The organism is Staphylococcus sp. FSL W8-1270 (assembly GCF_038007165.1).
GTDB classification, from domain to species: Bacteria; Bacillota; Bacilli; order Staphylococcales; family Staphylococcaceae; genus Staphylococcus; species Staphylococcus hominis.
The window spans coordinates 829,747-851,006 of sequence record NZ_JBBOWQ010000001.1; the positions used below are offsets into that span (position 1 = coordinate 829,747).

The window sequence follows — 21,260 nt, forward strand, 5'->3', positions numbered from 1 at the left end:
GAGCCTAAGTATGATTGAAGTTTCTTTAAAACAAATTCAAAAATGGATATCTTGCGATATTGATGAAGCATATTTAGAACATCAAATTAAAGGAGTCACTATCGATTCTCGTCATGTAGAAAAAGAGATGTTATTTGTTCCATTTAAAGGTGAAAATGTAGACGGTCATCGTTTTGTAGAACAAGCACTAAAAGATGGTGCTGGTGCTTCATTTTATGAAAAAGGACAGGATATTAGCGATTCAATTCAAGGACCTATTATATGGGTAGATGATACATTAACTGCTTTACAACAATTAGCTAAAGCGTACTTAAAGCATGTTAATCCAAAAGTAATTGGAGTGACCGGCTCTAATGGTAAAACCACAACAAAAGATATGATTGAAAGTGTGTTACATACCGAATTTAGAGTCAAAAAAACACAAGGTAACTATAACAATGAAATTGGTTTACCTTTAACCATTCTTCAATTAGACAAAGACACAGAAATTTCTATTTTGGAAATGGGTATGTCAGGATTCCATGAAATTGAATTGTTATCTAAAATTGCGGAACCTGATATTGCGGTTATCACAAATATTGGTGAATCTCACATGCAAGATTTAGGTTCTAGAGAAGGTATTGCTAAAGCTAAATCTGAAATTACTATTGGTCTTAAATCTGATGGCACATTTATATATGATGGAGATGAACCACTTCTAAAACCGCATGTTGAAAATGTGAAAGATGCTAAACTTGTTAGTGTTGGTTTAAATCATGACAATACATTAGTATGTAAAGTGGAAAATAGTAAAAATGATGGTATAGCATTTACGATAAATAACAAGGAACATTATGAATTACCAATTTTAGGTATTCACAACATGAAAAATGCTACTATCGCTATTGCAATTGGACATGAACTTGGTTTAGATTACGACACAATTCAAAAGAATATAAGTAATGTACAACTCACAGGTATGCGTATGGAACGACATGTTACTAATAATCAAATTACGGTTATTAATGATGCTTACAATGCAAGTCCAACAAGTATGAAAGCTGCTATTGATACATTAAGTAATATGAATGGACGTAAAATCATTGTACTCGCTGATTCTTTAGAATTAGGTGAAAATAGTCAACGTATGCATGAAGATGTAGGTGCTTATTTGGACAATAAAGGTATTCATACGTTACTTACTTACGGTAATGATGCTAAGTTTATAAGTCGTACAGGTGGCCAGTTTGTGGAAGATGTAGCTTATTTTTCAGATAAAAATGAACTGACTCATTATTTAAAGTCTATTTTACAACCTAATGACAAAGTGTTAATTAAAGGGTCACGTGGTAATAAACTTGAAGAAGTAGTAAATGCTTTAATTTAATTATTCATAATAATTAAGAGTTGCTTAGAAATGAAAGGTTTCAAAGCAACTTCTTTTTATTATTTTAATAGAACCAATACTCTACTTAAAAATGTTATTTGCTGTAGATATGAAAATTGCTTTATTGCTATAACTATTTTTAGGTGGTACTATATAGAAGTTGACGTAATAAGAAGACCTTATATACAAAAACGTATATTGATAAATAAAAGAATTAAAAGGAGAATTATATTGCAAAATTTTAAAGAATTAGGGATTTCGGATAAAACGGTAAAAACCCTAGAAGAAATGGGTTTTAAAGAACCAACACCGATCCAAAAAGAAAGTATCCCTTATACATTAGAAGGAAAAGATATCCTTGGTCAAGCTCAGACAGGTACGGGTAAAACAGGAGCTTTTGGTATCCCTTTAATAGAAAAAGTTGTTGGAAAATCAGGCGTTCAAGCTTTAATTTTAGCACCTACAAGAGAATTAGCAATGCAAGTTGCTGAACAATTACGCGAATTCAGTCGTGGACAAAATATTCAAGTTGTTACTGTCTTTGGTGGTATGCCAATTGATAGACAAATTAAAGCGTTAAAACGTGGGCCTCAAATTGTAGTAGGAACACCAGGACGTGTTATCGATCATTTAAATCGTCGTACATTAAAAACGAATGATATTCATACTTTAATTTTAGATGAAGCGGACGAAATGATGAACATGGGCTTCATTGATGATATGAGATTTATTATGGATAAAATCCCTGCTGAACAACGACAAACAATGTTATTTTCAGCGACAATGCCTAAAGCTATTCAGACATTAGTACAACAATTTATGAAGTCACCACAAATTGTTAAAACAATGAACAATGAAATGTCTGATCCTCAAATCGACGAATACTATACAATTGTTAAAGAGTTAGAAAAATTTGATACATTTACTAATTTCTTAGATGTACATCAACCTGAGTTAGCTATTGTATTTGGTAGAACTAAACGTCGTGTGGATGAGTTAACAAGTGCATTGCTTACTAAGGGTTACAAAGCAGAAGGATTACATGGAGACATTACACAAGCCAAACGTTTAGAAGTACTTAAAAAATTCAAAAACGATCAAATTGATATATTAGTTGCCACAGACGTTGCAGCACGTGGTCTTGATATTTCAGGTGTAAGTCACGTATATAATTTTGATATACCTCAAGATACTGAAAGTTATACACATAGAATTGGACGTACAGGTCGTGCAGGTAAAGAAGGTATTGCTGTTACGTTTGTTAACCCAATTGAAATGGATTACATTCGTCAAATTGAAGAAGTAAATGACAGAAGAATGAAAGCTTTAAGACCACCTCATCGTAAAGAAGTGCTTAAAGCACGTGAAGAAGATATTAAAGACAAAGTTAAAAACTGGATGTCACGTGAGAGTGAAGATCGTTTAAAACGTATTTCTAGTGAATTATTAGAAGAATATGATAGTACTGAATTAGTAGCTTCATTATTACAAGAACTTGTCGAAGCAAACGATGAAGTTGAAGTTCAATTAACTTTCGAAAAGCCACTTGCAAGAAAGAGTCGTAATAATAAAGGTAATCAATCAAGACGTGGTGGTAAACGAAATAATAAATTTGATAACAAAAATAAACGATCAAAAGGTAATTTCAACAAGAAAAAAGGTAAAAAACAAGATCGTCGAGATAGACAAGATAAAAGAAAAACATCTATCAAAGGTCGTACATTTGCTGATTTACAAAAATAGTTGTTATAGATAAGAATAAATTTGCTTGATTGAGCTTGAGATATAAACATATGTCTCAAGCTCTTTTTAATTATAAGTTACCTATTAAATTTATAAATGCTTGTACTAATATTGTTTTAAAGAAAAAGAGGATAATTGATCGTATTTAAATAGATAGTATTCAGTTTTGGTTTTTACATTAATATCTATCATATTATTTTTAAAAAATAGTATGATATAATAAAAAAAAATTGTTAAGGAGTTTATTGTGCAATTACATCACTCTTTTCATAAAAGTCCTAAATCCGCATTTTTATATCATTGGTTAGTAAGTGGAGTCACGTTACTAATAGAGCTCATTATTTTAGGTGGTGGGTTGTGTTGTTGGAAAGCATTTCACTGGCCACATTTTATTTTTTATATTCTACTTGTGTTAACTATTTGTTCTCTTATTCGTTTTATTCTCCAACCTATCAATAGATACTCTTATAGATTTTATAATATAGAAAATAAGAACATAGAAATTTTAAATACTTTTATTTTTAAAAGGTACAAAACAACAAAAATTGAAAGGTTACAACTTTTAAAGGTTAAAACAAATCCGTTATTGAAACAGTTTAATCTTAAGAGAATCATTGTTGTAACTGCAGGTCATGAACTCACAACACCTGTTGTTTCTAATAAAGAAGCAGAACGATTAATATTACATATCTTATCACAAATGCGAGGTAGTAATGATGATATTTAAACCTCAAAAACTACATCCGATTTCTTATTTCACGGGTCTAATAAATGTTATAAAGCAAAACATTTTTGTCATTATCGTGTTTATTGGATTTAATATATGGAATTTTGATTTTACAAATATTAGACATTATATTGGACCAGGTATCTTTTTATTGATTATTCTTTTTTCTATGATTAATCAATTTCAAAAAGTACGTCTAACGCGTTATTGGATAGAAAATGATCAATTTATAGTCACATCTGGATGGTTAAATAAAAAACGCAAAGAATTAAATTTGAATCGAATTCAATCCTTAGATACCACACAAGGACTGATTAATCAATTAGTAGGTGGAGTACGATTACAAATTAAAACGCCGAGTGATGGTATTGAACTTGAAACGATTTCGAAACAACAAAGTGAATTGATTGAACGTACAATTAAAAAAAGACAACTTCAGTTAGATAGTCAAGAAATAGAGACTAATCATAAGCCCAATAATAGCGAACAAGAATTAATATCTGAAGATAATAGTAATAATAAAGTGATTTTTAAAATGTCTAATAAATTGTTGATTTTTATGTCATTGACCAGTGGCGTGATAGGTGTAGCATTCGCCACTATTTCTCCCATTATAGGTGCATTTGAAGATGTTATCCCGTGGGAAAAATGGACGTCTCGTCTTTTTCAATGGATACAGTCAGTGACGTTTTTAGTGACTATTATTATATTGACTGTACTTATATTTTGTTATGTTATAGGTACTCTAATTGTTTTTCTCCGTTATTATAACTATACAATCACACAACGTGATAATGAGTTGAAAATTACTTATGGATTACTAAATGTAAAAAATATCACAGTGCCTACTGAACGATTACAAGCAGTTATAGAAAAACAGTCATTTATTAGAAAGTTATTTGGATATACCTCTATATACTTTATTATTACAAGTGATTTAGAAGTTAAATCTAATGAAGATGTAAGTGAAAATGGAAAAATTATGATTCTTCCATTTATTAATAAAAAAGAGGCATATTCTATTATTAGAAAATTAATTCCTGAAATGCAATTTAACTCTATTACTGAAAATGTACCAAAACGAGGATATCATCGACATTTTTTTATACCTAGTATCATATTAATTCTTGGTGCAACTATAGGTGCTTACTATTGGAGTATATGGAGTTATATGATAGCGATAATTATGATTATCTTTATGGCAATTCATGCGTATGTGTATATATCTGTTTCTGGATTATGCAATAGAAAAAATGAAATTGCACTTCGTCAAGTAAGTATCATGCATATTAATTCTTATTATTTTAAAAAGGATAAAATTATTGGTATGAATGTTAATCAAAATCCATTGTTAGAAAAGAGCCATTTAGCACATTTACATTTTATTATAGCTAAGGGTGCGGTAAATGAAGATATTAAGCTTAAATATGCTTCTGAAAAACAGGTTCAATTAAATATTGAGACCTATTTAGGAGGGTCTAAGATTGAATGAACATAGTTTTATGAACACGAGTGGTCTAAAGGTGATGAGAATCACATCATTGATAGGGCTTATAATTATTACTGTTTTTTTATTTCTACTCAATATGATAGATGTTTATTTTACTCATATATCAAAACTTTCAATTAATATCATTATTTCTATAGTCATTATATTGCTTTATATCATACTATTTATTATTGTTATTCCGCTTCTGAGATATCATTATTTCAGTTATTACTATGATGAAAACGAGATTCATATTAGAAAAGGTATCATAACTGTTGAAACAGATATGATACCGTTTTATAGAATACAAAATATAGAAGTCATAGAAGGATTCATAATGAGAAAATATAAATTAGCACATCTTCATTTATCTACTGCAGGTGGAGAATGCAATATAGAACTAATTGCAAAAAAAGAAGCGATTTATTTAAAACAAATGATTCAAAATAGAAAACACGAACTATATGAATGATAAAGGATAATTAAGTGAGGTGTGGATATGATACATGGTATTGGTATTGATTTAATTGAAATTGACCGAATAAAAGACGTGTATATTAAACAAAGTGATAAATTAATACATAGAATACTAACAGAGCAAGAACAGCAAAAATTTAACTCTTTTAAAAATGATAAAAGAAAATTAGAATTTTTAGCAGGACGATTTGCAACTAAAGAAGCATTTAGTAAAGCATTAGGAACAGGGTTAGGAAAAACGGTAGCATTTAATGATATTGATTGTTATAACGATGAAAAGGGGAAACCTTGCATCGAATATCCTGGTTTTATTGTTCATGTCTCGATTACGCATACACAACATTACGCAATGAGTGAAGTAATATTAGAAAAGTAAATCATATCAATTTTTTATAAGTTTAAATAAGGAGGACTTCATATGTCAGATGTTGCTTATAGACCGACATATTTAAATGTAGATCTTGATGCCATTCTATACAATTATAATATTTTTAAAACACTTCAAAGTGATAAGTTGGTGATTCCTGTAATTAAAGCGAATGGATATGGATTAGGAAGTGTAAAAATAGCAGAAATTTTAGAAAATAATGGGGCTCAATTTTTTGCAGTTGCTACTTTAGATGAAGCCATTGAATTACGCTTACATAATATAAATGCTAAACTATTAGTTTTAGGTGCGATATCACCGAAAGATATAAATAAAGCGATTCAATATGACATTACCTTAACTGTGCCTTCACAGTTTTGGTTAGAACGAGCGATTCATTATATAGAAGATAACTCAGATCATGTATATCTTCACGTGAAATTAGATACAGGAATGGGAAGACTAGGGATTAAAACGCTTGAAGAGTATCAGTTAGTCATTAATCTTATTAAAGAACATCCAAATCTTATTTTTGACGGCGTTTTTACTCACTTTGCCAATGCAGATGAACCTGGTGATTCAATGAAACAGCAATATGCATTTTTTGAAGAGTTGGTAACAAAAGCAGAGCGACCAAAATATATACATGCTCAAAACTCAGCGGGCGCTTTATTAGCAAATTGTAAATTATGCAATGCGTTAAGACTTGGAATTTCACTATATGGTTATTATCCTTCTGAATATGTTAGAAATGAAGTTGATGTTCAATTAAAACCAAGTGCTAAATTAATAACTCAAGTTGTTCAAACTAAATATTTAAATCCTGGAGACTCTGTAAGTTATGGAAGTACATTCACTGCAACTGAAAAAATGAAAATAGCGGTTTTACCAATTGGATATGCAGATGGTTTCTTAAGATCTATGCAAGGATTTGCCGTAAATGTCAATCAACAGCAATGTGAAATCATTGGAAGAGTATGCATGGATCAAATGATTATTAGTGTACCAGATGATGTGAAAGAAGGAGATGAGGTTATTTTAATAGATAACAATTTAAATTCTTCACAAGCAGTAGAGGCATTAGCTGTAAAACAAAATACAATTAATTATGAAGTTTTATGTAATTTAGGACGCAGACTTCCAAGAATATATTATTTAAATAAAAAATTTGAAGTTACAAATGAATTATTAAATTAGTATAGTCACTTGTTACAAAATTTGTTATTATAAAACTAAATTAAAGTTTATAATGTCTTGTTTGTATCAATTGGAGGTTCATAGTATGTTAACTTTTAATCAGAATAGAAGCCATAGTCTTGAACAATCATTAAAAGAGGGCTATGTCCAAATGGCCGATTTAAACCTCTCCCTAGCAACAGAAGCATTTCCATTAGAATGTGAAGCTTGTGATTGTAACGAATCATATCTTACATCTAATTATAAAAGTGAATGATTAGAAGAGGCGATGTATATTTAGCTGATTTATCACCAGTTCAAGGGTCTGAACAAGGGGGAGTAAGACCTGTAGTTATCATTCAAAATGATACTGGTAATAAATATAGTCCTACAGTAATCGTTGCTGCGATTACTGGTAGGATTAATAAAGCGAAAATACCAACACATGTAGAAATAGAAAAGAAAAAATATCGTTTAGATAAAGATTCAGTCATTCTTTTAGAACAAATACGAACATTAGATAAAAAAAGATTGAAAGAGAAACTTACATATTTATCAGAAGATAAAATGAAAGAAGTTGACGATGCATTGGATATCAGTTTAGGTTTACACGATGTTCGTCCTCAAAAAAATTAGTATTTTATATGTATAATCCAAAAAATATGAAATAAACTTTTGAAATAAATCAATTGTACTTTTGAAAAGTTTTAATTAGACTAAATTCAGTTGAATTCAATGATAGTATTGAGTAAGTTTATGACTATTTAGAGATATCGCAGTAGTTAACTGAATTGAAAATATTTAACTCAAGTTTTCAATTTCAATTAACCTTGCGGGGGTAAGACAGCATATTCACAAAATGAATACTGTCTTGCTCCCTTTTTAAGTAGAAGAGTTATTTTAGAATAATATACATTTGATATTAATGAATAAATTTAAAATGTTGTATTGTGTCAGACAATATTTAAACATATTTTAATCAGCTATGAAGTAAGGAGGCAAAATTCGTGGAAGAATTTAAAAAAAACTATAAGCAACTTATAGATGAGAGCTTGGTTACTAAAAATAAAGAACAATTTTTAAAGAAGTGCGATGAATTCACTGAAGAAGTAATCAAAAAGGATATTCTACCAGAAGATGTTGTTGATTTACATAAAACGTATATTGCTTCTTTAAATTTAAAAACATCTCAAATCTTAGATACATTAGATGTATTAGAAGAAGTAGTAAAAGGCTTTGGATATAGCTATAGAGATTATCAAAATTTAGTTGATAAAATGCAATTCCACGATAAAGAAATTGACTTAGCCTCTAGACTTCAACAAACGATGTTAAAAACAGACATTCCACAGTTTGATAGTATACAAATAGGTGTTATTTCAGTAGCTGCTCAAAAAGTAAGTGGAGACTATTTTAATTTAATTGATCATAGAGATGGTACGATGAGTTTTGCTGTAGCAGATGTTATAGGGAAAGGGATTCCAGCAGCATTAGCAATGAGTATGATTAAATTTGGAATGGATTCCTATGGTCATTCACAATTACCAAGTGATGGTTTAAAACGACTCAATCGTGTGGTAGAAAAAAATGTTAATCAAAATATGTTCGTCACGATGTTTTATGGACTATATGAAGAAATGAATCACTTATTATATTGTAGTTCAGCAGGTCATGAACCAGGATACATTTATAGAGCTGAAACTGAAACATTTGAAGAAATTGAAGTTCGAGGAAGAGTACTTGGTGTAAGTCAACATACGCGATATAGTCAACAAGAAATTCCAATATATTTAGATGATTTAATTATTATTTTTACTGATGGTGTAACAGAAGCTAGAAATAAAAAGGGGGAGTTTATTGCAAAAGATACTGTTCTTAATTTAATTAGAAAATATAAGCATATGCATCCCCAAGATATTGTTCAAATCTTATATGAAGCCATTTTAAAAATACAAAATACGCAAAAAAGAGATGACATGACAATTTTAGTAATAAAAAGAGTGAATTAATTATTTAATTTTTTGATTATATTATAATAATAATGGGTATAGTTGCTATAGTATACATATCGAAAAAGATTAGGAGTGTAAGTAAATGAATCTTAATATAGAAACGATAACCCATGATGATTATTATGAAGTTATTGTTGGTGGAGAGTTAGACGTATATACAGTACCCGAGTTAGAAGAAGTACTTGTGCCTATGCGCCAAGAAGGAAATCATGATATTCACGTGAACTTAGCAAATGTAAGTTATATGGATTCAACGGGTTTAGGCTTATTTGTAGGAACATTAAAGGCTCTAAATCAAAATGATAAAGAATTATATATTTTAGGTGTCACAGATAGAATTAGTAGATTATTTGATATTACTGGTTTAAAAGATTTAATGCACGTTAATGAAGGAACGGAGGTAGAGTAATTTGTCACTCAAAAATGATTATATTGAAATGAAGTTACCTGCCTCAGCAGAATATGTAAGTTTAATTCGCCTTACCTTATCAGGAGTATTTACAAGAGCAGGTGCTTCATACGATGATATTGAAGATTCAAAAATTGCAGTAAGTGAAGCGGTTACTAATGCTGTCAAACATGCGTATAAACATAGTGAACAAAATGGTATGATTAATATTTGTTTTGAATTATTTGATGACAAAATTAAGATTATTATTTCAGATCAAGGTGAAAGTTTTGACTACGAATCTACAAAATCAAAATTAGGGCCTTACCAAGAAAACGAAAATATCGATTTCTTACGTGAAGGTGGGCTAGGGCTATTTTTGATTGAATCATTAATGGATGAAGTAAAAGTTTCAAAAGAGTCTGGTGTAACAATTAGTATGATTAAGTATATAAAAAAAGAGCAGGTGCCAAATAATGACGAAAGAGTCGAAATCAGTTAATGAGATATCACCTGAACAAATTAACCAATGGATTAAAGAACACCAAGACAATATAAATCCTCATGCGCAAGATAAATTAGTTAAACATTATCGCAAACTAATTGAATCATTAGCATATAAGTATTCAAAAGGACAATCACATCATGAAGATTTAGTTCAAGTGGGTATGGTTGGTTTAATAGGTGCTATTAACAGATTTGATATATCTTTCGATCGCAAATTTGAAGCATTCTTAGTGCCAACTGTTATTGGTGAGATTAAAAGATATTTACGAGATAAGACATGGAGCGTTCATGTTCCTAGAAGAATTAAAGAAATTGGTCCAAGAATAAAAAAAGTGGGCGATGAACTTACGAATGAACTCGGACGTTCTCCTTCAATTTTAGAAATTGCGAACCGTTTAGAAGTAAATGAAGAAGAAGTATTAGAAGCCATGGAAATGGGTCAAAGCTATAACGCACTTAGCGTAGATCATTCAATTGAAGCAGATAAGGATGGATCTACAGTTACATTGTTAGATATTATGGGTCAACAAGATGATAATTACGACCTTACTGAAAAACGAATGATTCTTGAACGTATTTTACCAATCTTATCTGATAGAGAAAGAGAAATTATTCAATGTACTTTCATTGAAGGATTAAGTCAAAAGGAAACTGGTGAACGTATTGGACTTAGTCAAATGCATGTATCTAGATTACAACGAACTGCAATACGAAAATTACAACAAGCTGCTAAGCAATGAAATTGAGGAGCGACCAATGAGTTCATATTGAATTCTATGGCGCTCCTTTTATTGTTAAAAATGTAATGTAAAAATAAAGATATGTTAAAATTAAAGAGAATTTATATACAAAGAGTGGTTATAACATGGAAAAGACATTAATTAATGATATTGTAAAAAAATATCAATTTTTAGAAAAACAAGTCATAGCTGTATTAAATCTATTAGAGGAAAATAACACAGTACCTTTTATTGCCAGATATCGAAAAGAAGCAACTGGTGGTTTAGATGAGGTTCAAATTAAACAAATATCTGATGAATATCAATATGTAGCGCATCTTCAAAAACGTAAAGAAGAAGTTATACATAATATTGAACAACAAGGTTTACTTACTGATGAATTAAAGCAAGACATTCTTCAACAAACAAAATTACAACGTGTAGAAGATTTATATCGTCCTTTTAAACAAAAAAAGAAAACTAGAGCAACTGAAGCAAAACGAAAAGGATTAGCACCATTAGCTCACTTTTTAATAGAAGGACAAAGTATGAATGTAAATGAAGAAGCTAGAAAATATTTAAGTGAAGAAGTTAAAACAGTTGATGAGGCAATTCAAGGTGCTCAAGATATTATTGCTGAACGTATTTCGGATAATCCTAAGTATCGACAACGTTTACTTAAAGACGTTTATTATCAAGGAAAGATTGTGACAACAAAGAAAAAACAAGCAAATGATGAAAAAGAGATATTTAGTATGTACTATGATTATTCTGAGCCTATAAAAAGAATAGTTAATCATCGAATTTTAGCAATGAATCGTGGAGAAAAAGAAAAAGTATTGTCAATTAAAATTGAATTTGATACTACTTCAATAGAAACATTTATACAATCGCAAGAAGTAAAAAAAGCTCATCAACTAGTTGAATATATTGAGTCTGCAATTAAAGACAGTTTAAAACGTTTAATCTTGCCTTCAATTGAAAGAGAAATTCGAAATGATTTAACTGAAAAAGCAGAGCATCACGCTATAGAAGTGTTTAGTGAAAATTTAAAACATTTATTATTACAGCCTCCTATGAAAGGTAAACAAATTTTAGGTGTCGATCCAGCATTTAGAACTGGATGTAAATTAGCTGTTATTAATCCTTTTGGAACATTTATTGCTAAAAGTGTTATATATCCTCATCCTCCAAAATCTAAAATAGAATTGGCAGAAAAAGAATTAGTTAGAATGATAACTGAAAATAATGTTGAATTAATTGCAATTGGTAATGGTACAGCAAGTCGTGAAACGGAACAATTTGTAGCAAATGTAATAAAAAAATATCAACTAAATGCTCAATTTATTATCGTAAATGAAGCAGGAGCTTCTGTATATTCTGCTTCTGAAATAGCAAGAAATGAATTTCCAGAGTTTCAAGTTGAAGAACGAAGTGCAGTGTCTATTGGTAGACGTGTGCAAGATCCGCTTAGTGAATTAGTGAAAATTGATCCTAAATCTATTGGAGTAGGACAGTATCAACATGATGTAAACCAAAAAGAACTTGAACAAGCTCTCACATTTGTCGTAGAAACTGCAGTTAACCAAGTAGGTGTAGATGTAAATACCGCTTCAAAATCTTTACTTCAATATGTTTCGGGATTATCAAGTACCATTGCTCAAAATATAATTGATTATCGTGAAGAAAATGGATCTATAAAGCATCATTCCGAAATAAGCAAAGTAAAACGTTTGGGTAGTAAAACGTTTGAACAAAGTATCGGATTTTTAAGAATAGTTAATGGTAAAGAACCATTAGATAATACATCTATTCATCCAGAAAGTTATCAAGCGACATATCAGTTTTTAGAAAGTTTACAACTATCAATTGATGATTTAGGTTCAGATAAACTTAAACAAACACTTAGCGATATTAATATTGAAGAAAAATCAAACGAAATTGGAATAGGCAAACCAACACTAGAAGATATTATAAAATCTCTTAAAGCGCCAAATCGTGATCCTCGTGATAGCTATGAAACACCACAGTTAAAATCTGACATATTATCAATCGAAGACTTGTCTAAAGGTATGAAGTTAAGTGGAACGGTTAGAAATGTAGTAGATTTTGGAGCATTTGTAGATATAGGTGTTAAACAAGATGGTTTAGTTCACATTTCAAAATTATCAAAGAAATATGTTAAAAATCCTATGGATGTTATTAGTGTAGGAGATATAGTTGATGTTTGGATTTTAAATATTGATAAAAATAAAGAAAAAGTATCATTGACTATGATTAATCCTAATGAATAATAAAATGCTTCAAAAGTTAGTAGAAACAACTTCACTTGAGTATTTTAAACAACCTTTTAAACATAAAGCGTATTTTAATTCTCGATTACGAACAACAGGCGGACGATATGTATTATCTACACACCATATTGAGATTAATCCGAAGCAATTTTCTCGTTTTGGAAAAGAGGCTTTAATAAATATCATAAAGCATGAACTATGTCATTATCATTTACATTTATCCGGAAAAGGTTATCAACATAAGGATCATGACTTTAAAATGCTAAGCAATAAAGTTCAAGCACCAAGATTTTGTCAGCCGATTCAAAGCTATGAAGAAAGAGCAAATTATATATATCAATGTTGTAAATGTAAAACTACATATCTAAGAATTAGAAAAGTTAATACTGATAAAATGAGATGTGGTAAATGTGGAAGTAAATTGAAATTAAAGATGTATTTATAAATAAATTTAAATATGAACAATAAGACTTTACTAATATAACAATGTCCTTTAAAAACCTACAATGTTGTAGGTTTTTAAACTTTTTAATAAAAACTATTGACTTATGTTTAAAAAGTATGTATTATAGTTATCGTTGTATTAATGAATGACGTAAACATTAAAAAATAGTAAATTTGTTTAAAATAATATTAAAAAGTTATTGACTTTTTATTACAAATCATTTACAATAAATACTGTTCTCGATAATCAATAGATTATTGCGTTTTGCCAGCGGTCGTGGCGGAATGGCAGACGCGCTAGGTTGAGGGCCTAGTGGGAGAAATCCCGTGGAGGTTCAAGTCCTCTCGGCCGCACCAAATCAATTCCAATCATTATATATTGCGGGTGTAGTTTAATGGCAAAACCTCAGCCTTCCAAGCTGATGTTGTGGGTTCGATTCCCATCACCCGCTCCATTATAAATTTTAAATGAACATTGAAAACTGAATGACAATATGTCAACGTTAATTCCAATAAAGTAACTTAAATGTTACAAACACTATTTAGTATTATGAGCTAATCAAACATCATAAATTTTTATGGAGAGTTTGATCCTGGCTCAGGATGAACGCTGGCGGCGTGCCTAATACATGCAAGTCGAGCGAACAGACGAGGAGCTTGCTCCTTTGACGTTAGCGGCGGACGGGTGAGTAACACGTAGGTAACCTACCTATAAGACTGGGATAACTTCGGGAAACCGGAGCTAATACCGGATAATATTTCGAACCGCATGGTTCGATAGTGAAAGATGGCTTTGCTATCACTTATAGATGGACCTGCGCCGTATTAGCTAGTTGGTAAGGTAACGGCTTACCAAGGCAACGATACGTAGCCGACCTGAGAGGGTGATCGGCCACACTGGAACTGAGACACGGTCCAGACTCCTACGGGAGGCAGCAGTAGGGAATCTTCCGCAATGGGCGAAAGCCTGACGGAGCAACGCCGCGTGAGTGATGAAGGTCTTCGGATCGTAAAACTCTGTTATTAGGGAAGAACAAACGTGTAAGTAACTGTGCACGTCTTGACGGTACCTAATCAGAAAGCCACGGCTAACTACGTGCCAGCAGCCGCGGTAATACGTAGGTGGCAAGCGTTATCCGGAATTATTGGGCGTAAAGCGCGCGTAGGCGGTTTTTTAAGTCTGATGTGAAAGCCCACGGCTCAACCGTGGAGGGTCATTGGAAACTGGAAAACTTGAGTGCAGAAGAGGAAAGTGGAATTCCATGTGTAGCGGTGAAATGCGCAGAGATATGGAGGAACACCAGTGGCGAAGGCGACTTTCTGGTCTGTAACTGACGCTGATGTGCGAAAGCGTGGGGATCAAACAGGATTAGATACCCTGGTAGTCCACGCCGTAAACGATGAGTGCTAAGTGTTAGGGGGTTTCCGCCCCTTAGTGCTGCAGCTAACGCATTAAGCACTCCGCCTGGGGAGTACGACCGCAAGGTTGAAACTCAAAGGAATTGACGGGGACCCGCACAAGCGGTGGAGCATGTGGTTTAATTCGAAGCAACGCGAAGAACCTTACCAAATCTTGACATCCTTTGACCCTTCTAGAGATAGAAGTTTCCCCTTCGGGGGACAAAGTGACAGGTGGTGCATGGTTGTCGTCAGCTCGTGTCGTGAGATGTTGGGTTAAGTCCCGCAACGAGCGCAACCCTTAAGCTTAGTTGCCATCATTAAGTTGGGCACTCTAAGTTGACTGCCGGTGACAAACCGGAGGAAGGTGGGGATGACGTCAAATCATCATGCCCCTTATGATTTGGGCTACACACGTGCTACAATGGACAATACAAAGGGCAGCGAAACCGCGAGGTCAAGCAAATCCCATAAAGTTGTTCTCAGTTCGGATTGTAGTCTGCAACTCGACTACATGAAGCTGGAATCGCTAGTAATCGTAGATCAGCATGCTACGGTGAATACGTTCCCGGGTCTTGTACACACCGCCCGTCACACCACGAGAGTTTGTAACACCCGAAGCCGGTGGAGTAACCATTTGGAGCTAGCCGTCGAAGGTGGGACAAATGATTGGGGTGAAGTCGTAACAAGGTAGCCGTATCGGAAGGTGCGGCTGGATCACCTCCTTTCTAAGGATATATTCGGAACATCTCGTAGAGATGATACGGAATAACGTGGCATATTGTATTCAGTTTTGAATGTTTATTTTTAAACATTCATGATTAATTGAATATTGCATTGACTATTATATTTTGTTATAATACTTAATTGTGATTATTAATTAATGACATTGTACATTGAAAACTAGATAAGTAAGTAAATAGATTTTACCAAGCAAAACCGAGTGAATAGAGTTTTAAATAAGCTTGAATTCATAAAAAATAATCGCTAGTGTTCGAAAGAACACTCACAGATTAATAACTATATTAGATTAAGTTATTAAGGGCGCACGGTGGATGCCTTGGCACTAGAAGCCGATGAAGGACGTTACTAACGACGATATGCTTTGGGTAGCTGTAAGTAAGCGTTGATCCAGAGATTTCCGAATGGGGGAACCCAGCACAAGTTATGTTGTGTTATCGACAAGTGAATTCATAGCTTGTCAGAAGGCAGACCCGGAGAACTGAAACATCTTAGTACCCGGAGGAAGAGAAAGAAAATTCGATTCCCTGAGTAGCGGCGAGCGAAACGGGAAGAGCCCAAACCAATAAGCTTGCTTATTGGGGTTGTAGGACACTCTATACGGAGTTACAAAGGAATATATTAAACGAATCATCTGGAAAGTTGAATCAAAGAAGGTAATAATCCTGTAGTTGAAAATATATTCTCTCTTGAGTGGATCCTGAGTACGACGGAGCACGTGAAATTCCGTCGGAATCTGGGAGGACCATCTCCTAAGGCTAAATACTCTCTAGTGACCGATAGTGAACCAGTACCGTGAGGGAAAGGTGAAAAGTACCCCGGAAGGGGAGTGAAAGAGAACTTGAAACCGTGTGCTTACAAGTAGTCAGAGCCCGTTAATGGGTGATGGCGTGCCTTTTGTAGAATGAACCGGCGAGTTACGATCTGATGCAAGGTTAAGCAGAAAATGTGGAGCCGTAGCGAAAGCGAGTCTGAATAGGGCGTATAGTATTTGGTCGTAGACCCGAAACCAGGTGATCTACCCATGGTCAGGTTGAAGTTCAGGTAACACTGAATGGAGGACCGAACCGACTTACGTTGAAAAGTGAGCGGATGAACTGTGGGTAGCGGAGAAATTCCAATCGAACTTGGAGATAGCTGGTTCTCTCCGAAATAGCTTTAGGGCTAGCCTCAAGTGATGATTATTGGAGGTAGAGCACTGTTTGGACGAGGGGCCCCTCTCGGGTTACCGAATTCAGACAAACTCCGAATGCCAATTAATTTAACTTGGGAGTCAGAACATGGGTGATAAGGTCCGTGTTCGAAAGGGAAACAGCCCAGACCACCAGCTAAGGTCCCAAAATATATGTTAAGTGGAAAAGGATGTGGCGTTGCCCAGACAACTAGGATGTTGGCTTAGAAGCAGCCATCATTTAAAGAGTGCGTAATAGCTCACTAGTCGAGTGACACTGCGCCGAAAATGTACCGGGGCTAAACATATTACCGAAGCTGTGGATTGTCCTTTGGACAATGGTAGGAGAGCGTTCTAAGGGCGTTGAAGCATGATCGCAAGGACATGTGGAGCGCTTAGAAGTGAGAATGCCGGTGTGAGTAGCGAAAGACGGGTGAGAATCCCGTCCACCGATTGACTAAGGTTTCCAGAGGAAGGCTCGTCCGCTCTGGGTTAGTCGGGTCCTAAGCTGAGGCCGACAGGCGTAGGCGATGGATAACAGGTTGATATTCCTGTACCACCTATAATCGTTTTAATCGATGGGGGGACGCAGTAGGATAGGCGAAGCGTACGATTGGATTGTACGTCTAAGCAGTGAGATTGAGTGTTAGGCAAATCCGGCACTCTTAAGATTGAGCTGTGATGGGGAGAGGAAATTGTTTCCTCGAGTCGTTGATTTCACACTGCCGAGAAAAGCCTCTAGATAGAGATTAGGTGCCCGTACCGCAAACCGACACAGGTAGTCAAGATGAGAATTCTAAGGTGAGCGAGCGAACTCTCGTTAAGGAACTCGGCAAAATGACCCCGTAACTTCGGGAGAAGGGGTGCTCTTTAGGGTGCAAGCCCAGAAGAGCCGCAGTGAATAGGCCCAAGCGACTGTTTATCAAAAACACAGGTCTCTGCTAAACCGTAAGGTGATGTATAGGGGCTGACGCCTGCCCGGTGCTGGAAGGTTAAGAGGAGTGGTTAGCTTCTGCGAAGCTACGAATCGAAGCCCCAGTAAACGGCGGCCGTAACTATAACGGTCCTAAGGTAGCGAAATTCCTTGTCGGGTAAGTTCCGACCCGCACGAAAGGCGTAACGATTTGGGCACTGTCTCAACGAGAGACTCGGTGAAATCATAGTACCTGTGAAGATGCAGGTTACCCGCGACAGGACGGAAAGACCCCGTGGAGCTTTACTGTAGCCTGATATTGAAATTCGGCACAGCTTGTACAGGATAGGTAGGAGCCTTTGAAACGTGAGCGCTAGCTTACGTGGAGGCGTTGGTGGGATACTACCCTAGCTGTGTTGGCTTTCTAACCCGCACCACTTATCGTGGTGGGAGACAGTGTCAGGCGGGCAGTTTGACTGGGGCGGTCGCCTCCTAAAAGGTAACGGAGGCGCTCAAAGGTTCCCTCAGAATGGTTGGAAATCATTCATAGAGTGTAAAGGCATAAGGGAGCTTGACTGCGAGACCTACAAGTCGAGCAGGGTCGAAAGACGGACTTAGTGATCCGGTGGTTCCGCATGGAAGGGCCATCGCTCAACGGATAAAAGCTACCCCGGGGATAACAGGCTTATCTCCCCCAAGAGTTCACATCGACGGGGAGGTTTGGCACCTCGATGTCGGCTCATCGCATCCTGGGGCTGTAGTCGGTCCCAAGGGTTGGGCTGTTCGCCCATTAAAGCGGTACGCGAGCTGGGTTCAGAACGTCGTGAGACAGTTCGGTCCCTATCCGTCGTGGGCGTAGGAAATTTGAGAGGAGCTGTCCTTAGTACGAGAGGACCGGGATGGACATACCTCTGGTGTACCAGTTGTCGTGCCAACGGCATAGCTGGGTAGCTATGTATGGACGGGATAAGTGCTGAAAGCATCTAAGCATGAAGCCCCCCTCAAGATGAGATTTCCCAACTTCGGTTATAAGATCCCTCAGAGATGATGAGGTTAATAGGTTCGAGGTGGAAGCGTGGTGACACGTGGAGCTGACGAATACTAATCGATCGAAGACTTAATCAATTTTTTCAAGTTTTGCGACGCAAATCTTTACTTACTATCTAGTTTTGAATGTATAATCATTCATTTGTCTGGTGACAATGGCAAGGAGGTCACACCTGTTCCCATGCCGAACACAGAAGTTAAGCTCCTTAGCGCCGATGGTAGTTGGACTGACGTTCCGCTAGAGTAGGACGTTGCCAGGCAAATCATTGTATGGATGCGATGAGCTGATATTGAGACCGTGAGGTCTCTTTTTTTATGTCGAAATTTAGATAAATCTTTTGAAACTAATGAATTGAGGAGTAAATGTATTAAACTAAAAAATGATAAAACTTCTTCAATAATATACTGAAGAAGTTTTTAATATTATTTCAAATTAATAATGAATACAACATTTTATTTTCATTAATATAAATATTTGATGGATCAAATTCATCGACATTATGTTTTAATTGTTCTAAATCTTGATGATTATTTAACTGAATGCCAATAATAACAGTACCCGTATTTTGAGAAGCTTTTTTTAGATATTCAAATTTAGTAATATCATCTTGAGGACCTAAAACATCATTAACAAATTCTTTTAAAGCTCCTGGACGTTGAGGGAAATTTAAAATGAAATAATGTTTCATTTCTTCATATAAAAGTGAACGTTCTTCAATTTCTTTCATACGATTAATATCATTATTTCCACCACTGACTACGCATACTACAGTTTTTCCTATAATATTGTCTTTATAAAATTCAAGAGCTGATACACTTAATGCACCTGCTGGTTCTGCTACTATTGCTTGTTTAGAGTACATATCTAAAATTGTAGAACATACTGCGCCTTCATCAATTTGTAAGTAGTCGTTGACGTATTGTTTGACAATATTAAAGGTAATATCACCAACACGTGCTACTGAAGCGCCATCAACAAATTTATCTATATGTTCTAAAGTTACAACTTTATTTTGAACTACTACTGATTCATACATACTACTTGCTCCGGCAGGTTCGACGCCAATGATTTGTGTATGTGGACTATGTTCATGCATATATGTACTTACACCGGATATTAGACCTCCGCCTCCAATAGCTGCAAAGAGATAATCAAATTGAATCTTTTCTTTTTTTGCTTCTAATAAAATTTCTTTTGCTAATGTCCCTTGACCAGCGATAGTATAAACATTGTTGAATGGATCAATAAATGTCATATGATGCTCATCTGTATAAACTAAAGCTTCTTTTAAACAATCATCAAATGTATCGCCAGTTAGAACGATTTCTACATTTTCTGCACCGAAGAATTTAACTTGATTTACTTTTTGAAGAGGGGTTGTCACTGGCATAAAGATAACAGCTTTTAAATTTAATGCTTTAGCAGTATAAGCTACTCCTTGGGCATGATTACCAGCACTTGCGCAAGTAATACCTTTTGATTTAGCTTGTGTGTCTAATACTGAAATAGCGTTATAAGCACCACGCAATTTAAATGAGCGTACCCATTGCAAGTCTTCTCTTTTTAAATAAACATTACAATTATATTTTTGTGAAAGATAATGATCATATTGTAATGGTGTTTCTTTCACAACATCTTTTATACGTAAATAAGCTTCGTCTACATCAGTAGCTGTTACCGTTGTCTTTAAAACCATTTGTTATCATCCTTACATTGTTTTCTCATATTTCTCTATTAATTCTTCATATTTTAATGTAATAGCAATATCATCTAATCCATTTATAAGTTTATCTTTCCAAGTTTCATCTATATCAAAGTGGAAAGATTGATGATTTGCTGACACAGTTTGATTTGGTAAATCAACCGTTATATTATTTTGATCGGCTAGATATTTTCTAGATTGTTCATTTAAAACAATAGGTAACATTCCATTTTTTGTACAATTCATATAGAAGATATCGCTAAAACCACCAGCAATAATAATATTAAAGCCAAAATCTTTTAAAGCCCAAGCAGCATGTTCACGACTTGAACCACAACCAAAGTTGTCTCCAGTAATAAGAATTGAAGCACCTTTATATTTTGGTTTGTTTAGATTAAAATCCGGATTATCTGATCCATCAGGTAAATAACGCCATTCATCAAAAGCAAAGGGTCCAAAACCAGTTTTAGTAATTCGTTTAAGATGAACTTTTGGAATAATTTGATCTGTATCAATATTGTCGTTAAACAAAGGGACTACTTTACCTGTGTATTGGGTGATAGGTTGAATATCCATTA

The 21,260-nt window shown here is 34.3% G+C and carries 17 protein-coding genes, 2 tRNA genes and 3 rRNA genes; 20 read left to right on the forward strand and 2 right to left on the reverse strand.

From position 1 onward, the window contains the following. The first annotated feature begins 10 nt into the window (after positions 1 to 10). From NSU06_RS04145 to rrf, 20 genes are all read left to right on the forward strand, one after another. Positions 11 to 1,366, forward strand: coding sequence for a UDP-N-acetylmuramoyl-tripeptide--D-alanyl-D-alanine ligase (locus NSU06_RS04145; protein WP_049420259.1), 1,356 nt, complete (start codon positions 11 to 13; stop codon positions 1,364 to 1,366). Between the two features lie 231 nt (positions 1,367 to 1,597). Continuing rightward, the gene (cshA, locus tag NSU06_RS04150; RefSeq protein ID WP_048787780.1) at positions 1,598 to 3,109 is read left to right on the forward strand and encodes a degradosome RNA helicase CshA; all 1,512 of its coding nucleotides are present in this window, start codon (positions 1,598 to 1,600) and stop codon (positions 3,107 to 3,109) included. A 247-nt stretch (positions 3,110 to 3,356) separates the two neighbouring features. Then, on the forward strand, positions 3,357 to 3,836 hold the full coding sequence (locus NSU06_RS04155; RefSeq protein ID WP_017174793.1) for a PH domain-containing protein: 480 nt from the start codon (positions 3,357 to 3,359) through the stop codon (positions 3,834 to 3,836). Then, positions 3,826 to 5,328, forward strand: a complete 1,503-nt coding sequence (locus NSU06_RS04160; protein ID WP_017174794.1) for a PH domain-containing protein — start codon at positions 3,826 to 3,828, stop codon at positions 5,326 to 5,328. Before NSU06_RS04155 ends, NSU06_RS04160 begins: the two co-directional genes overlap by 11 nt. Then, complete coding sequence (locus NSU06_RS04165) at positions 5,321 to 5,797, forward strand: PH domain-containing protein (protein WP_017174795.1); 477 nt, start codon at positions 5,321 to 5,323, stop codon at positions 5,795 to 5,797. The genes NSU06_RS04160 and NSU06_RS04165 overlap by 8 nt, the downstream gene beginning before the upstream one ends. 27 nt (positions 5,798 to 5,824) lie before the next feature. Further along, on the forward strand, positions 5,825 to 6,178 hold the full coding sequence (gene acpS, locus NSU06_RS04170) for a holo-ACP synthase (RefSeq protein WP_017174796.1): 354 nt from the start codon (positions 5,825 to 5,827) through the stop codon (positions 6,176 to 6,178). A 42-nt stretch (positions 6,179 to 6,220) separates the two neighbouring features. Then, on the forward strand, positions 6,221 to 7,366 hold the full coding sequence (gene alr, locus NSU06_RS04175) for an alanine racemase (RefSeq protein WP_017174797.1): 1,146 nt from the start codon (positions 6,221 to 6,223) through the stop codon (positions 7,364 to 7,366). A gap of 85 nt (positions 7,367 to 7,451) precedes the next feature. Beyond that, complete coding sequence (mazE, locus tag NSU06_RS04180) at positions 7,452 to 7,622, forward strand: type II toxin-antitoxin system antitoxin MazE (RefSeq protein ID WP_002448681.1); 171 nt, start codon at positions 7,452 to 7,454, stop codon at positions 7,620 to 7,622. After that, positions 7,619 to 7,981: a type II toxin-antitoxin system PemK/MazF family toxin gene (locus NSU06_RS04185; protein WP_017174798.1), complete on the forward strand. Its 363-nt coding sequence runs from the start codon at positions 7,619 to 7,621 to the stop codon at positions 7,979 to 7,981. Before mazE ends, NSU06_RS04185 begins: the two co-directional genes overlap by 4 nt. Positions 7,982 to 8,352: 371 nt before the next feature. Next, on the forward strand, positions 8,353 to 9,354 hold the full coding sequence (locus NSU06_RS04190) for a SpoIIE family protein phosphatase (protein ID WP_017174799.1): 1,002 nt from the start codon (positions 8,353 to 8,355) through the stop codon (positions 9,352 to 9,354). A gap of 85 nt (positions 9,355 to 9,439) precedes the next feature. Next, positions 9,440 to 9,766 carry an anti-sigma factor antagonist gene (locus NSU06_RS04195; protein ID WP_002448686.1) on the forward strand — a complete coding sequence of 109 codons (327 nt, stop codon included), beginning with the start codon at positions 9,440 to 9,442 and terminating at the stop codon, positions 9,764 to 9,766. 28 nt (positions 9,767 to 9,794) lie between these two features. After that, on the forward strand, positions 9,795 to 10,247 hold the full coding sequence (gene rsbW / locus NSU06_RS04200; protein ID WP_049335593.1) for an anti-sigma B factor RsbW: 453 nt from the start codon (positions 9,795 to 9,797) through the stop codon (positions 10,245 to 10,247). Further along, positions 10,222 to 10,992, forward strand: coding sequence for an RNA polymerase sigma factor SigB (gene sigB / locus NSU06_RS04205; protein ID WP_017174800.1), 771 nt, complete (start codon positions 10,222 to 10,224; stop codon positions 10,990 to 10,992). Before rsbW ends, sigB begins: the two co-directional genes overlap by 26 nt. 125 nt (positions 10,993 to 11,117) lie before the next feature. Continuing rightward, positions 11,118 to 13,265, forward strand: coding sequence for a Tex family protein (locus tag NSU06_RS04210; protein ID WP_017174801.1), 2,148 nt, complete (start codon positions 11,118 to 11,120; stop codon positions 13,263 to 13,265). Continuing rightward, positions 13,258 to 13,710, forward strand: a complete 453-nt coding sequence (locus NSU06_RS04215) for a SprT family protein (protein WP_017174802.1) — start codon at positions 13,258 to 13,260, stop codon at positions 13,708 to 13,710. Before NSU06_RS04210 ends, NSU06_RS04215 begins: the two co-directional genes overlap by 8 nt. A 270-nt stretch (positions 13,711 to 13,980) precedes the next feature. After that, positions 13,981 to 14,066, forward strand: a tRNA-Leu gene (locus tag NSU06_RS04220). A gap of 24 nt (positions 14,067 to 14,090) precedes the next feature. Further along, positions 14,091 to 14,164 (forward strand) — tRNA-Gly (locus tag NSU06_RS04225). Between the two features lie 120 nt (positions 14,165 to 14,284). Beyond that, positions 14,285 to 15,835, forward strand: a 16S ribosomal RNA gene (locus tag NSU06_RS04230). 300 nt (positions 15,836 to 16,135) lie between these two features. Then, positions 16,136 to 19,057 (forward strand): 23S ribosomal RNA (locus NSU06_RS04235). A 67-nt stretch (positions 19,058 to 19,124) separates the two neighbouring features. Then, positions 19,125 to 19,239 (forward strand): 5S ribosomal RNA (gene rrf, locus NSU06_RS04240). The 16S, 23S and 5S rRNA genes sit together here with 2 tRNA genes alongside, the layout of an rRNA operon. Positions 19,240 to 19,407: 168 nt before the next feature. Here the strand turns inward: rrf and ilvA are convergent. Beyond that, on the reverse strand, positions 19,408 to 20,676 hold the full coding sequence (gene ilvA, locus NSU06_RS04245) for a threonine ammonia-lyase IlvA (protein WP_019835771.1): 1,269 nt from the start codon (positions 20,674 to 20,676) through the stop codon (positions 19,408 to 19,410). Between the two features lie 12 nt (positions 20,677 to 20,688). After that, positions 20,689 to 21,258: a 3-isopropylmalate dehydratase small subunit gene (gene leuD, locus NSU06_RS04250; RefSeq protein ID WP_017175295.1), complete on the reverse strand. Its 570-nt coding sequence runs from the start codon at positions 21,256 to 21,258 to the stop codon at positions 20,689 to 20,691. Positions 21,259 to 21,260 lie beyond the last annotated feature (2 nt).